Origin of the sequence: Psychrobacter sp. R86515 (genome assembly GCF_042466315.1) — a bacterium.
In the GTDB taxonomy this organism is placed as follows: domain Bacteria; phylum Pseudomonadota; class Gammaproteobacteria; order Pseudomonadales; family Moraxellaceae; genus Psychrobacter.
This window is the reverse complement of the sequence record NZ_JAXHCC010000001.1, coordinates 2014886-2029239: the sequence shown is the minus strand read 5'-3', so window position 1 is coordinate 2029239 and position 14354 is coordinate 2014886. Positions and strand designations below refer to the sequence as shown.

Below are 14354 nucleotides of genomic sequence, written 5' to 3'. Positions count from 1 at the left end.
GTTTTATGAAGTGACCGTTGCTTGTACCTGAATAGATTTATTGGTCAGATCTTGCTGCATAGATAACTGTGTAAATTGCCAACCTTGCTGTTCAAGCTTACCCAGTGCAGTGCTGACAACCGCTTGACTAGGATGCGTAAAGCTCAATTGCACTGCATCGCCAGTCGCAACCACCTGAGCACCTGCTATACCTGAGTTATTGAGCAGCGCATTGATACGACTAGCTGGTGGCATATCAGCCTCTCCAGTAGCGTTGTTACCAGTATTCAATGCACTACTATCAATATTACCTGCTTGAGCACGCAACCAAAAATAATCTGCCACTTGCTCCTGATAGTCGTTTTTACTATCGCTTGCTGCTTGATGAACGCTATAGCCACCATAGCCGCCAATAAACAACAGTAAAAATATAGACAATATAGCTAGCGCTAGTTGATCACGAGGAGGTAATGCTTGCCAGCGCGTCGTTAGTACATTTTGATAATTGTTCATACGCTCTGACAATACATGAGCCTTAGTACTGGTTGCAGAAACAGCTGCATTACGTTTGGTACGGCGTTGTAATCGTTTCATGTTTTGACCTTTATTACCAATACCTTGATGAGTTACGACGCTGCAGCATTGCTTGCCATGTCGCTGTTTTCTGCAATATTATTTTCTATCACATTGACAGTGACTTGACCACTAAACTGACCTTGGTCATTACTATTCACTTGCGCAAGTTTGGCATTTAAGCCTTGTGCTACCAGTGTGCTCGTAAACTTATCAAGACTACCGCGATCTGGGGCAATCAAGGTAAAGCTGAGCGCTGATGGCTGCATTACCAGTGACTGTGCATGCAATGAAGACTGCTTAATTAATGGTGATATACGTGACAGTGCGGCCATATGCGATGCAGGCGCTTGGCTATCACTACGCAGTTTTGGTTGCAGCTGTACTTGCAGTTTGGTGCGCGTACTCAGTGGCTCATTGGCGAACCAAGATTGATACTGTGCCGCAATTGCAGTCTTGGTTGCTGTGGTCGCTTCATTATACTTATACCACTGCACACCATCGGTTGCCATTTGCAGCACTAACGCTAATAGCGCAACCATCATAGCCACTCGCAAATATGGTGATAGTTGTGAGTCAGTAGATTTCATAAAGAAACTAAGCGCGTGACGTTCGGGACTGTCAATTGGCTTAGGTACTGTAGGCAGAGTCGTCAGTAGCAGCTGATGATCAGCGATCAACGCTTTAGTTTGCGCCACTAAATCCGTGGATAATGATGAACCTAGTGAGTCAAGCGATGCGTCAACAGGTGCCTCAATAGAAGGCAACACCATTACCTCACTTAAATGCGGGAAACGCTCAAACATTAGCGGTAAATAGCTAACGGCCATACCCTGACGCAATGACTGTCGCAATAGCATAGTCTGCGAATCTTGATAAAGGGTCACTTGTTGACCTGCGCCCTCTTCTGGCGGTGGCAACAATAAAAAATCTGGCAGTAACGCTACTATATTCATACCGGCTAGCTGCGCGCTTTGTTGCCATGATTCAATGTCGTTTTGTGCCAGTGCGTACAGTTGCGTCGTATCAGCATGGCTCAATTGACGGATGTTCAATTGCTCAATAGGCGTTAATGACGTTTCTTCAAATAAATATTGCTTGCCGCTATTACCAAGCTGTTTGAGCTGAGCAGCATTGAGCGCCGTGTCCACTTGCAACGCATGACTTGAGGGAAAATATAGACAAAGCGTCTTTTGGCTATTGGACTTATAGTTACCATAGATGGTTTGCAGTTGTTGCCAACCATCAACCATTTGCCATTGCTGTACATCTTCGTGCCAGACAGCTAGAGGGCTATGCTGCGCTCGTAACCAAACATGTAACACTAAACGTGTCCTCAATTATTGCTGCGGTTATCAAAATATCGTTAAGGATTGATGCGGTTTTTGAAAGCATTGGACGATTTTATATGATTAACAATTGACATGCTTCTCGCAAATACCACTTCAAATCCGTTATATTCAATCAACTATGCTCTAGCAAGTGACATATAAACAAAATATTAGAAAGCTAGTCTAATAAGGTTGGTCAGGAACAAAACGATCAACTTCCGTTGCCATGCCAGTCATCACAAATTCCATGTCAAACACTCTAGCTTCCGCTAGAGAGAACGACTCTGGATAATCGCCTGTCAGCAATCCCGCGATATAGGCGACGATAGACATATGACAAACAACGACCAAACACTCAGCTTCAATATTGGCAATATCTATTAGAGCTTGGCGAGCATCATCCGAGGGCGTGATATTGTCCTGCACAGATGAGGCGACTTGCGGCGCGCGCGACTGGAATGCAGATAAAGTCTGCTGCGCTCTCGTATAAGGGCTGACCACAAAACGATCTGGGCTATAGTGAGTGGTCACATACTCTGCCGTTTGTGCTGCCTGCTGCTGACCAAAATCCGTCAGCTGACGTGCACTATCTGGACGTGTTTCGTCTTCTGCTTGACCATGACGTACTAATATAATTTTCATAACCTTCCTTGGAGCGCTGAGTTCGACTTTCTTAATACTGATTTTTAATGGTGTGTCTTACTTATCAGCATCGCTGTCTTTGCTTTTGGTATTGCTACTAGAGGTTTTCATATGAGCGGTAAGTGCTGCATTGCTATGATCATGCGCCATGACAAACTCAACATCGCTACGGAATCCTGCTTCCATTAAATGTAGCGCAACGCCTAGAGCGGCCTTGTCTTCATAAATGACTGCATAGAGCGCATGAGTAATTGGCATATAAATACCCGCTTTGGTCGCCTTTTCATGTACTTGCTGAATGGTATTTACCCCTTCAGCAGTTTGGCCAAGCTTTTTGACAGCGGCATCAATACTCATACCGCGACCGAGCATATTACCGATACGATAGTTACGACTTAGCTCTGAGCTACAAGTAGCATATAAATCGCCTACGCCAGATAAGCCCAAGAAAGTGAGCGGATTGGCGCCTTCTTCAACGCCAAAACGACTCATTTCTGCCAAAGCACGAGTAAGAATCATCGCTTTAGTATTCTCACCTACTTCATAAGCGGCTGCCATACCCATGGCAATTGCGTAGATGTTTTTTAGCGCGCCGCCAAGCTCGACGCCGCGTATATCATCACTAGCAAATACTCTAAAGAAGGCACTATGTAATGCTGCTTGTACGGCATGACGTAATGGTTCCGACTCACTTGCGATAACCGTAGCAGACGGCATATTTTTCATGATTTCGATAGCGAGGTTCGGCCCTGACATGACGCCAAAGTTCACTTCTGGCAACACTTCTTTAATGATATCACTCATCATGGCAAAGGTGTCTTTTTCCATACCTTTGGTCAACGATACAATAGACTGACCACTGATAAAAGGCGCGATGTTTTTTAGCGTTTCACGAAAGGCTAAACCTGGCACAGCGATAAAAATAATATCTTTATCTTTGACGCTTGCCGCCAAATCATGGCTGTATTTCAGTCGATCGTCAAGCTTATAGCCTGGTAAATACTTTTTATTGGTCTGTGTTTTCGCCATCGCTTTTACCGTACGCTTATTACGTACCCACAGCGTGGTATCACAGCCATTACGTGCGGCTAAATTTGCCATTGCCGTACCAAAGCTACCACCACCTAAAAACGCCAAACGCAGCTTGGTTGGATTGCTATGAATGTCGGCCATATCCTTTGCCACAGCGGATTCAACAGGACTAGGATTTGACTTTTTACGGCCGAGACCTGACTTGGTTGCTCGCTCAAAAATACCTGCAAGCATACCATTCTGCTTTTCAGACGACTCTTTGTCCGTCTCATTATTAGCATTAGTGTTGTTTTTATTACTATTGTTAGGGCTTGTCATGTTCTTTTATCCGTGTTGACTGACGTATTATCAATAGAATCTATCGTGCTCAGCTACTGGCCTTATTATCTTTGAATTACAACTTTGTGCAATTATAATCTTATAAATAGACAGTACTAAGCTACATTACGACTCGAAGCGAACTAGCGGTTCGATATCAATAGGTTTGCGTTTGGACTCATCCTTGGGACTTGTGCCAGTATAAACAAAAGCGGTCACATAATCATCTGGGCCTACACCAAAATATGCTTTTACTGCAGGCTCATTGCATAGCAGCCCAGTGCGCCAAACGGTACTAAATCCTTGGGCCTTTAATGCCAAGATTAGATTTTGTACAGCAGCACCTGCACTGAGCATCTGCTCAAAAGGTGGCACTTTTTTGTGTTCTTGCATTTGAGTCACAGCCGTTATGATTAGCGGCGCTCGCAGCGGCATATTTTTAGTTTTAGTGATGGTTTTTTCAGACAATTCTTCGCCATCTTGTAGCGCTTTTGCTTGGGCAGCTTCGAGCAAGGCACGGCCTAACTCGTGGCGCGCCTCACCCTGCGTCACGATGAAGCGCCACGGACGCAATTTTTTATGATCTGGCGCAGTCGCCGCACATTCGATGGCAGATTCAATCTGCGCACGCGTCGGTGCTGGCTCATCTAGATTGCCCATACTGCGTCTTGAATTGATCCAACCTATCAGCTCATCACTGGTAGATGAGATATCATTCACCGCTACGTTCTTCACAGACAGTTTTTTGTGTTCTATTTCTTGGCTTTCATTATCAGCATTGTCAGTTGTAGTCATTGTTTTATCCTTAATTTATTATTATCTATCACTACTTATTATTTATAATATCATTTTCTTATTTTTTAACAGCTATAGAGCAGTTGAGAGCTACACATAGTCAGTCTCAACTCAGCAATAAACTACGCAACATCTTCGACTCGGTGGTCCATGCGTAGGTAGTCTTCTGACTGCATCTCAAGCAGACGTGAGCGAGTACGCTCAATCTCAAACGCCAACTTCTCTCCTTGGTACAAGTCTAGAATCGGCTGCTCTGCCCGTACCAATAGTTTTACACGGCGATCATAAAATTCATCGACGAGGTAAATGAAACGTCGCGTTGGATCACGCAAGTCGTCATCTAGTGCTGGTACAGAGTCAACTAAAACAGTGCTAAATCGTTTGGCAAGCTCAATAAAATCAGCGGCTGATCGCGGTGCCATACAGAGATGACGGAAGTCACAGAATAAGATATCTTCGGTACAAGCGTTGATTTTTACTTCTCGTCCATTGATAGTAATGGGCTCTTTACTGATTTTCTGATTATTTGACAAGCTCGCAAAACGGTTGGCTAACCAATGGTAGTTCGCCTTAGTAAGCGGCGCTTCGTATAATTCAGCTTGCTGCAATACGCGCAGACGATAATCAATTCCCGAGTCAATATTCATGACCGTCGTATGACGCTCAACTTCCGCAATGGCAGGCATAAAACGGTCACGATGTAAGCCATCTTTATACAATCCAGCTGGCTCAATGTTTGAAGTAGCAACCAAAGTAATACCGCGATTGAACAGCATCGTGAACAGATCGCCTAATATCATGGCATCAGAGACGTTAGAAACAAAAAACTCATCAAAACAGATGATAACCGCTTCTTTATAAATAATATCAGCGACTTTTTCGAGTGGATCGCTCTCACCTTGTAGTTTGTTAAGCTCTCTATGGACACGCTGCATAAAATGATGGAAATGCAGACGCATCTTGCGCTCGATGGTCAACGAGTCATAAAACATGTCCATCATCCACGTTTTACCGCGGCCGACACCGCCCCACATATAAAGACCCGTTGGCGCGACTGGCTTAGATTTTAAAAAGCCAAAAAAACCTTTCTTTTGCGGTGCACTATTGATGAGCTGATGGTATATCTCATCAAGATAGCTCATGGCCTGAAATTGCTGCTCATCCCGAGTAAACTCATCTGTACTGACGGCTTTCTCGTAACGTTGCAATGGAGATAAACTCATAATACGACTCATCGTTGGATTAAATAAATATCAAAATAGTAGGATAATTTAGCATAACGCTGGTGCTGCCAAGCAAACCATGCTAAACCATATCAAAGCAGAAGCTATCAAGCTGAGCTAGGTAGCAAATAAATTAGCTATTCTACCCAAAGCTATGCTTGTCTAATAAACCCTTGAGCTCTGATAAGCGACCATGGAAGAAATGACCCGCGCCATCGACCACGCTGACTTCAATGCCTAATCGGTCTGCAAATGCCTGCATACTATCAGGTTCAATCACTTCATCGGCATTACCATAAATCTCAAAAGTTCTATCCGCAGGCAAACTAATATCAGTACTGTCATTTTTTTCGACTGATGGTGCAATCAGGGCAATTTTCGTTACTTCAAAGTCACCCAACCCCCATATATGTGAGGCCTCAAGCACTTGCTCAGCCACGCGTGCCGTGACATAGCCACCAAAAGAAAAACCACCCAGCCATAGCTTTCGAGCATTGGTTTGTTCGGCAATCCATTGTAGCACGGTCATTGCATCGACCACTTCACCTTCCGCATAATCATGCTCGCCTGTCGATTGACCAACGCCGCGAAAGTTAAAGCGCACCACATGCATACCGTTGTCACGGGCAAAGCGATACATAGTGGTGACCACTTTGTTATTCATCGTACCATCAAACAACGGATTGGGATGGCACAGCAGCGCCACCGTGTCTGTATTTGGATCATTAGGATTGTCATTTTGCCACAGTGCGTCAACCTCGAGCACGCCAGCAGGAGCAGGAATTAATTGCATAGTATTACTTATTAATAAAAAATGAATGGCTCAATTATCCTAGATACAATTTATATTTCAAGTGATTTGCTGTGTACGGATGCGACTTGTTTTATTTTTGGTCAATAACGGTTGTCTGTAGTTTTGCAATATTGCTGTTCTTGAGGTTGCAAATTGATTTATATTCAATGCAAGGTTCATCGGCAATATACCCGTAATACAGCACACAATAACTGTCTAGACAGGTAATATCTAGATAAGCTACATTCGTAAAGCTTTGCCTATAGCTAAGACGTTCTGCTTATATAAATCAGGAATTATTTATGAATACTTTTAATAAAACTGCCAGTTTCACTGCAACGTTAGCGGCTGTACTTGCTTTGAGCGCCTGTCAAAGTACGCCTTCTTCACCCGTGATTCAGCGTGCCAACTCTATCTATGAGACAACCGGTATCGCTGATACCAAGGTCAAAGCACAACAAAATGCGATCGATAGTGCGCAAAAAACTTGTCGAAGCAAGCAAGTGATTATCGTTGATGACAACGTAAAATATAATGGTATTTTGAACGAACGTACTGGCCGTATGGTTGGCCAAGTAGGAGCTGTCGTTGGCTCGATATTTGGCACGGGCACACCAGATTTGTCACGTAGCGATGATTACGAATATACCATTAACTTTCGCTGCCAATAAATATCGTTAATACCATATAAATCGGATACAGTGTCAGGCTCACTTAGTCTACTATTTGTAGCACTTTCGCTTGCCTTCCTCGTATCTAAATTATCTTGAACCGACTATATCTAGCTAAAAACATCCATCTACTTTTCTCTACATGACAACCTCTTTTAGACAGAAACAGGCTTATGATCTAATCGCTAACATTAAGTGACATACAATTCTTCTCTGATTAAACAGCCAACAAACTGCGATATAGATAATATATCAATCAAAGCTTGTTGGCTTCGCTTTTTGTGCTCTCCTTTTTAAGTTAAACTATCCGCTATCGTATTCAGCACATCCTCGTCAGTCTTTATATTTTCATTACCTTTGGTCTAATATTATGCGCAAACTCAATCTTTCAAATATTAAACAAGCCAAAGTATTAGCACCTGCCAAAGATTTGGCCACTCTAGAGGCAGAACTTGCTGAGCAGGAAGACCATCTAGAGGATACCGTCCTACGCCTAAGTGATTATTTATCAGCGGTTGAAATGGTCATCAAACAGACCTTTGACCACCGTGTCTGGGTAAAAGCTGAAATTCGTAATCTGTCGAGTAAAGGTGGTCATTACTACTTTGAACTGGCAGAAAAAGATGACGATGGCAAAGTGGTCGCCAGTTGCCGTGGCAATCTCTGGCGCTTTAAAGCTGCTCGTGTATTAGCTAAGTTTGAACGTGCGACTGGTATGCCACTTGAGCGTGATTTGACCGTACTCCTTAAAGTATCGGCAGGGTTTCATGCCCAGTACGGCTTTTCAATCACCATTGAAGATATCGATCCCAGCTATACGTTAGGCGACTTGGCACGGCAATATGCAGAAATGGTTGACCGCCTAACAGGTGAAGGGCTATTACATCTCAATCAGCAGTTACCTGCCCCTTTTGATATCGAGCATGTGCTAGTCGTCGCTCCTGAAAAGGCAGCAGGATTGGGTGATTTTCAAGCAGATGCTGATCGCTTAGCCAGTACAGGTGCGTGTCAATTCCACTATCATAATGCGACCTTTCAGGGCAATCATGCGCCCGCTGAAATCCGCCAAGCCATCGTTAGCGCCCAGCAGCAGTTTTACGATACTTATCAGCGTCTACCAGACTTGTTGGTCATTATTCGCGGCGGCGGTGCAGTTGGCGATTTGGCTTATCTCAATGATTATGAGCTTGCAGCTTTGGTTGCTGAGCAGCCTATCCCTGTCTGGGTGGGTATCGGTCATGAACGTGACAGAGTCATCTTAGATGAAGTGGCGCATACTAGCTTTGACACACCCTCAAAGGTGATTACTGCTATCCATAGCCATTTAGCCCAGCTCGTCACTCAGACGCTACAATATCAAGCGCAAATCAAGCAAGCGGCTCAGCGTCAACTGAATACTGCTGAGCAACAAACTGCGCGCCAGTTAAGCCAAATACAGTCGCAAACGATTGGGCAACTCACCGCTCTACGAAAAGACAGTGACTATGCATGGCGCAGTATTCAACAAAGTGCCCAGCGCCAAGTAAAGCAAGCAGTCAGACTGACGGCTGAGCGATACACACAAACGCAAACCTTGGCGCGTCAACAGCTCACAAAAGCCGCGACTAATAGCAAAAGTTATCAAGAGTCAATCATGCAAAACGCACAGCAGCAAATTGTGCAAGCACAGCGCGATAGCGAACATCTACGTGATATTGTGCTATTACATCGACCGTCTCGCGTGCTCAAGCAGGGCTATACCATGCTCACGGATGCTCAAAACAAGCAGACTCTCACTAGTAGTACCCAACTGTATCCTGAACAAACCGTTAATATCATTTTAAAAGATGGCAACGCAAAAGCGCAGATTCTCGATATCACTATGGATAAAGAAGCGATAGAAACTTCAGGTACTCCAACTTAATCACATAATAATATCTACAGATTACTCATCTACTTACCTTTAAAAACTAGGAAATTTTATGACTACCCCTACTCGCCGACGCAAAAAAGCCGCCCCAAAAACCTTTAAGGCGGCTTACGATATCTTAAAAACCAATGCAGCTGAACTACAGCAACAGGATGAGCCTGATATTGATAATCTAATGACAACGGTCGAAGAATCTATTGCCGCTTATCGCGTTTGCGAGACTCGTATCAATGCTGTAAAGCAAGCACTAGATGCGGCCTTTGCCGAAGAAAAATCTACCAGCAGTGTTGATAGTTAAACGAAAAACAGCCACTAGATAACAGCTGTTTGGTCAAACCAAGCGCATCAATCTCATTTGGCACATTTGGCAACGCAACAGTTTGATACTTGGTTTACTCTGGTTCGTCAACCTCAAAGACTTGGCGCAGATAGGCAAGATACGTGTCATTATTGATCATGGTCTTGCCTGGGCTATCAGACAGCTTGGCAACTGGCTGACCGTTACACTCTACCAACTTGAGTACGATATTAATCGGCGTAATGCCCATATCATTGGTCAAATTGGTGCCAATACCAAAGCTAGTTCTAATGCGACCTTTAAAGTATTGATGCAGCTCCCACGCCTTCTCTAAATCCAACCCATCGCTAAAAGTTAGAATTTTAGTTTTTGGGTCTATCTTTAGCTTCTCATAATGGGCAATCGCCTTATCGCCCCAAATATAAGGGTCGCCGCTATCATGACGCAGACCGTCGAATAGCTTAGCAAAATACAAGTCGAAATCACGTAAGAACGCATCCATGCCGACCACATCTGTCAATGCAATACCCAAGTCGCCACGATACTCATGCACCCACGCTTCAAGCGCAGCCTTTTGTGAGTCACGCAGACGCACATCTAATGCCTGAAATGCTTGCATAAACTCGTGCGCCATCGTGCCTATTGGCGTCATTCCTAACTGCTTGGCCAAATACACGTTAGATGTACCACCGACTATCTTTGGCTCAGCTTTATGTATTGTCTCTACAACATGTGCTTGCCAGCGTCGACTAAAACGTCTACGCGTGCCAAAATCAGCGACTATAAATGGCGGCGTATCCTGACCGTACTGGGTTTGCTTTTCGGCATACTGATGTAATAGCGCTACTTTTGCATCGAGGCGACGTTGCCCTTCTTCTATCACGCTGTCATTAGATAGCGCATTAAAATACAGCTCATTGACAATAGCCAGTACAAATACTTCAAAGAACATCGCTTGAATCATTGGCCCTTCGATATCGATAAACAGGCGACCTTTATCGTCTGTACTTACCGTAATAAAGCGGCGTTTTAGCTTGAATAATTCTAGATAATCAACGAAATCTGAGCGAATAAAGCGTAAGCTACGCAAGTACTCGAGCTCATCTGGCAAAAAGCGCAATTCACATAAGCTGTCTAGTTGCTGCTCTAGATCTTTTTGGATATCAGCCAATGGATAGGCTGCATCTTTATTATTACGGCAGCGAAAGCGATAAACACCATGGGTTTGCGGGAACTGATGCAGCATGGCTTGTAACATCGTAAATTTGTACAAATCATTATCAAGCAATGAAGTAATAATAGGTGCATAAGAAACGGTCATGCTATGGCCTTAAAAGTGCAAAATAAGAAACAAACGTCATTTGATAGACAAAGCGACATCATATGTGGACGATAAACAATACACGCTCATTCATTATGAGCCATCGATAAACCGTTCAGTATAACGAAGTTTGGTATTTATTTCAGAGTTCACTTTTGATTACCGTAAAATGACAGTGAAAAGCCAGTAAAACGATTGCGATTATTTAAACCATTTATAAAAACATCGTATAAGTCTATCCAGACAACCTATTCATGGATGGTTAACACGGCTTACGCTTTTGCACTCATAAACTGCTCCACATAATTATCAGCAGGATTATGCCGCAACTCGCTTGGCGTCCCCGTTTGTATAAGACGACCGCCATTTAGCATACTGATACGCTGACCTACTTTGACAGCTTCATCGATGTCATGGGTGATAAATACAATAGTCTTGTTCAATCGATCTTGTAATTCGAGTAGTTGGTCTTGCAGTTGAGCGCGAATAAGCGGATCAAGCGCAGAGAATGCTTCATCCATTAGTAAAATTGGATTATCCGTCGCTAAGGCACGAGCCAGACCAACGCGCTGCTGCATACCCCCTGACAACTCATCAGGGTAGCTGTTTTCCAAATTCGATAGACCGACTTCATTGAGCCAATGTCGTGCCGTTTCATGTCGCTCGTTTGCGCTCATTTTTCGAACACGCAGCCCATAAGCGACGTTTTGTATGACCGTCATGTGCGGCACTAAGCCGAAATGCTGAAAAACCATACTGACTGTCTGCTGACGATAATGCTGCAACTCTTTATCGTTGAGCGCTAAAATATTAATAGCCATAGCAGAACTGTCTTCTACTGCCGTACTTGTATTATCTGTCACTGATTGCCTATCAGCCATTGTATGAGTCGCATCTTCTCTATTCAGAGCAGTATCTACCCATATCTCACCACTGGTTGGATCGATCAAGCGGTTAATATGACGTATCAGCGTTGATTTTCCTGAGCCTGATAGCCCCATAATACAATGCAACTCGCCTGCCTTAATATCTAGATTAATATCATAAAGACCCACTGAATAGCCCGTTTGCTCTTTTACTTTGATGCTATCCATACCCTCAGCCAGCAATGCCAATGCAGACTGTGCTTGCGTACTACTGGCATTATAAATTTTACTGATATTTTTTAATTGAATATGATTCATCGGTGCTCTCACTATTCACGTGGTTTTTATCATTATGGCTTCGGTCGATTACCATGGATTCAGTCATATACCACCATTACACAACCTTCTACCCAATCGGACGTCTGCCTGCTTCGATGGTTTTTTGACGGGTACGCTTACCTTGACCGAATGCTTGCGTGATACGGTCAATGATAATAGCAACAATAACGATGGCCGTACCTGCTTGTAGACCCTGACCGATATTGAGCGTTTGGATAGACTGCAATACATCTTCACCAAGCCCAGGAGCACCAATCATTGAGGCCAATACCACCATGGCAAGTGACATCATCACAGCCTGATTGATACCTGCCATAATACTAGGCAACGCTTGTGGCAATTTAATCCAGAGAAGTAGCTGTAAATGCGTACTACCAAAGGAGCGTCCTGCTTCGACCATTTCATGATTGACTTGTGTAATCCCTAATGTCGTCAGACGAATCAAGGGTGGCAAAGCATAAATCACGGTCGCGAATAACGCAGGCACTTTACCAATACCAAACAACATCAGCACTGGTATGAGATATACAAAACTCGGCATCGTCTGCATGATATCTAGCACTGGCGTCACAATCTTGCGTAGCAGTTTGCTACCTGACATAGCGATACCAATAGGAATACCAATCACTACCGTGACCAGTACCGATACGATAAGCAGCGCTAGAGTGTCAATTAATGCGCCCCATAAGCCAAAAGCACCTATCAAAAATAACCCTGCACCACATGCCAGCGCAAACCAAATCTTGCGAACACCAAACCAGCCAAGCACAGTCACAAATGCAATAATCAGCCAAGGCGGGATAACCGTTAATAATCGCTCAATAGGTAGTAGCAGATAAGTAAGCGCCATCGTGCTAATAGTACGAAATACATCACCATAGTTTTGAACGACGTTTGCTAAAGCGTTATTGAGTGGGGTCTCAAGTGACCATGAAGGAAAGCTTGAAGCGGGCGCTGACTCATTGATACTAGATGCAGTTGTACCAGTAGAGATAGCACCCGTTGAGCTAAGGCCTAACTTGATAGCGAGATTGGTAGCGGCTTCATCGGATAACCATGCTTGCCAAACCTCTGGGTTGTCACGCAAAAACACCATGGCCTGCTCATCGCCAGTGCGTTTACTTTCACTCATCTCCAAGATAGCACCGTTTAGCTCATCAGAGGTAAATTGCACCTTTTCAAAGACAGCTGCTAGTTCAGGATTGGATTCGACAAACGGGGTAGAAACAGCAATACCTAACGGCGATACTGGGAATCCTGACACGCAATCCATCTTACCATCAGCGAGCAGCAGATTTTGCCAACAAGCATCCTCATAAGCTGGGAACTCTAGTGGCGCAAGGTCATATTTTGCCATTAGCCCAGTGGGTTGCCAGTAGTAAAATAACAATGGCTTATGCTGTTCAAAAGCGGAGGCAATTTCGGCATCGAGAGCAGCACCTGTACCAGGGTGTGCGTTGTTAAAGAGGCTGTCTAGACCGGTAGTTTTTAGCAAACGTGTGTTAAAAATCTCACACGTCCAACCAGAAGGACAGTTCATAAAGCGTGATCTACCAGGATCTTCAGGGTCTTTAAATAGCTCAGTATATTTGGGCAAATCTTGATAGCTGCGTAGTCCTGGGTTCTCTTCCAAGACGTATCGTGGGACATACCAGCCTTGAGTTGCACCACCTTTTAGCGTATCGCCGATGATAGCCACTTTATTCTGCTCAATGGCTTTTTCCATGATTGGCGAGCGACCAACCCACTGCTCCCCGATGACCTGAATGTCATTCTGTGAGAGCGCTGTATCAAGTGCAGGCCCTGCTCCTGGTACTTCCTCTACCGTACAACCGTATCCATCTTCTACGATATGTCTGAGTACGCCGGAGGTGAACTGTCCACTCTCCCACGTCAGTGCGCCAAATTTAATCGGTGATTCACACGCCGCTGACGCCGGTACAGGCAGTAGTATCGCGCTCATCCACAGTAAGCTTAATGCAATCCATTGGCGCATACTCTTTCCTATTATTATGTTGTATCGGCATGAAATCACCATTGAAACAATAGAGCTAAAAAACAGCTGAACGTCGCTATATCAAGTTTACCAATACTGGCTCTAGACCATTCAGCTACTATCTACTGTTGTTTAGACTTACTACAAAGTGTAGCGATTTATAGAAGTGATGACAAACGCTTATTTGTCGATTAACGCATTAGATAAATTTACGATAATTTTGATAAAGCTCTTATGACAAGTCGCTCTTAATTTTAGAAATTTATAT

General features: G+C 44.0%; 13 protein-coding genes. 3 read left to right on the top strand and 10 right to left on the bottom strand.

Annotated features, from left to right (window positions below):
- Positions 1-3: 3 nt before the first annotated feature.
- From gspM to SJY28_RS08515, 7 genes are all read right to left on the bottom strand, one after another.
- Positions 4-573 carry a type II secretion system protein GspM gene (gene gspM / locus SJY28_RS08545; RefSeq protein WP_379544114.1) on the bottom strand — a complete coding sequence of 190 codons (570 nt, stop codon included), beginning with the start codon at positions 571-573 and terminating at the stop codon, positions 4-6.
- Positions 574-605: 32 nt separating this feature from the next.
- Complete coding sequence (gene gspL, locus SJY28_RS08540) at positions 606-1877, bottom strand: type II secretion system protein GspL (RefSeq protein ID WP_379544113.1); 1272 nt, start codon at positions 1875-1877, stop codon at positions 606-608.
- 189 nt (positions 1878-2066) lie between these two features.
- On the bottom strand, positions 2067-2525 hold the full coding sequence (locus SJY28_RS08535; protein ID WP_379544112.1) for a SixA phosphatase family protein: 459 nt from the start codon (positions 2523-2525) through the stop codon (positions 2067-2069).
- A gap of 57 nt (positions 2526-2582) precedes the next feature.
- Positions 2583-3875: an NAD(P)H-dependent glycerol-3-phosphate dehydrogenase gene (locus SJY28_RS08530; RefSeq protein WP_379544111.1), complete on the bottom strand. Its 1293-nt coding sequence runs from the start codon at positions 3873-3875 to the stop codon at positions 2583-2585.
- A gap of 126 nt (positions 3876-4001) precedes the next feature.
- The gene (locus SJY28_RS08525) at positions 4002-4670 is read right to left on the bottom strand and encodes a nitroreductase (protein ID WP_379544110.1); all 669 of its coding nucleotides are present in this window, start codon (positions 4668-4670) and stop codon (positions 4002-4004) included.
- A gap of 122 nt (positions 4671-4792) precedes the next feature.
- Positions 4793-5893 (bottom strand): cell division protein ZapE, encoded by a 1101-nt coding sequence (zapE, locus tag SJY28_RS08520; RefSeq protein ID WP_057759500.1) that lies wholly within the window; start codon positions 5891-5893, stop codon positions 4793-4795.
- Between the two features lie 142 nt (positions 5894-6035).
- Entirely contained in the window at positions 6036-6686 is a 651-nt protein-coding gene (locus SJY28_RS08515; protein WP_379544109.1) for an alpha/beta hydrolase, read from the bottom strand.
- 302 nt (positions 6687-6988) lie between these two features.
- Between SJY28_RS08515 and SJY28_RS08510 the strand changes: the two genes are divergently transcribed.
- From SJY28_RS08510 to xseB, 3 genes are all read left to right on the top strand, one after another.
- Positions 6989-7357 carry a hypothetical protein gene (locus SJY28_RS08510; protein ID WP_379544108.1) on the top strand — a complete coding sequence of 123 codons (369 nt, stop codon included), beginning with the start codon at positions 6989-6991 and terminating at the stop codon, positions 7355-7357.
- 370 nt (positions 7358-7727) lie between these two features.
- Positions 7728-9260: an exodeoxyribonuclease VII large subunit gene (xseA, locus tag SJY28_RS08505; protein WP_379544107.1), complete on the top strand. Its 1533-nt coding sequence runs from the start codon at positions 7728-7730 to the stop codon at positions 9258-9260.
- A 58-nt stretch (positions 9261-9318) separates the two neighbouring features.
- Positions 9319-9564 (top strand): exodeoxyribonuclease VII small subunit, encoded by a 246-nt coding sequence (gene xseB, locus SJY28_RS08500; RefSeq protein ID WP_379544106.1) that lies wholly within the window; start codon positions 9319-9321, stop codon positions 9562-9564.
- Positions 9565-9658: 94 nt separating this feature from the next.
- Here xseB and pncB read toward each other — a convergent pair whose 3' ends face one another.
- The 3 genes from pncB to SJY28_RS08485 form a co-directional block, all read right to left on the bottom strand.
- On the bottom strand, positions 9659-10885 hold the full coding sequence (gene pncB / locus SJY28_RS08495) for a nicotinate phosphoribosyltransferase (RefSeq protein WP_379544105.1): 1227 nt from the start codon (positions 10883-10885) through the stop codon (positions 9659-9661).
- Positions 10886-11157: 272 nt separating this feature from the next.
- Positions 11158-12069 carry an ATP-binding cassette domain-containing protein gene (locus SJY28_RS08490; RefSeq protein ID WP_379544104.1) on the bottom strand — a complete coding sequence of 304 codons (912 nt, stop codon included), beginning with the start codon at positions 12067-12069 and terminating at the stop codon, positions 11158-11160.
- Positions 12070-12157: 88 nt separating this feature from the next.
- A complete protein-coding gene (locus SJY28_RS08485; protein ID WP_379544103.1) occupies positions 12158-14086 on the bottom strand; it encodes a glycine betaine ABC transporter substrate-binding protein in 1929 nt (642 codons plus the stop codon).
- Between the last annotated feature and the right edge of the window lie 268 nt (positions 14087-14354).

Excerpts from the sequence above, each read along its gene's own strand:
- gspM (WP_379544114.1), bottom strand. The coding sequence starts at position 573 with ATGAAACGATTACAACGCCGTACCAAACGTAATGCAGCTGTTTCTGCA.
- SJY28_RS08535 (WP_379544112.1), bottom strand. The coding sequence starts at position 2,525 with ATGAAAATTATATTAGTACGTCATGGTCAAGCAGAAGACGAAACACGT.
- SJY28_RS08530 (WP_379544111.1), bottom strand. The coding sequence starts at position 3,875 with ATGACAAGCCCTAACAATAGTAATAAAAACAACACTAATGCTAATAAT.
- SJY28_RS08525 (WP_379544110.1), bottom strand. The coding sequence starts at position 4,670 with ATGACTACAACTGACAATGCTGATAATGAAAGCCAAGAAATAGAACAC.
- zapE (WP_057759500.1), bottom strand. The coding sequence starts at position 5,893 with ATGAGTTTATCTCCATTGCAACGTTACGAGAAAGCCGTCAGTACAGAT.
- SJY28_RS08515 (WP_379544109.1), bottom strand. The coding sequence starts at position 6,686 with ATGCAATTAATTCCTGCTCCTGCTGGCGTGCTCGAGGTTGACGCACTG.
- SJY28_RS08510 (WP_379544108.1), top strand. The coding sequence starts at position 6,989 with ATGAATACTTTTAATAAAACTGCCAGTTTCACTGCAACGTTAGCGGCT.
- xseA (WP_379544107.1), top strand. The coding sequence starts at position 7,728 with ATGCGCAAACTCAATCTTTCAAATATTAAACAAGCCAAAGTATTAGCA.
- xseB (WP_379544106.1), top strand. The coding sequence starts at position 9,319 with ATGACTACCCCTACTCGCCGACGCAAAAAAGCCGCCCCAAAAACCTTT.
- pncB (WP_379544105.1), bottom strand. The coding sequence starts at position 10,885 with ATGACCGTTTCTTATGCACCTATTATTACTTCATTGCTTGATAATGAT.
- SJY28_RS08490 (WP_379544104.1), bottom strand. The coding sequence starts at position 12,069 with ATGAATCATATTCAATTAAAAAATATCAGTAAAATTTATAATGCCAGT.
- SJY28_RS08485 (WP_379544103.1), bottom strand. The coding sequence starts at position 14,086 with ATGCGCCAATGGATTGCATTAAGCTTACTGTGGATGAGCGCGATACTA.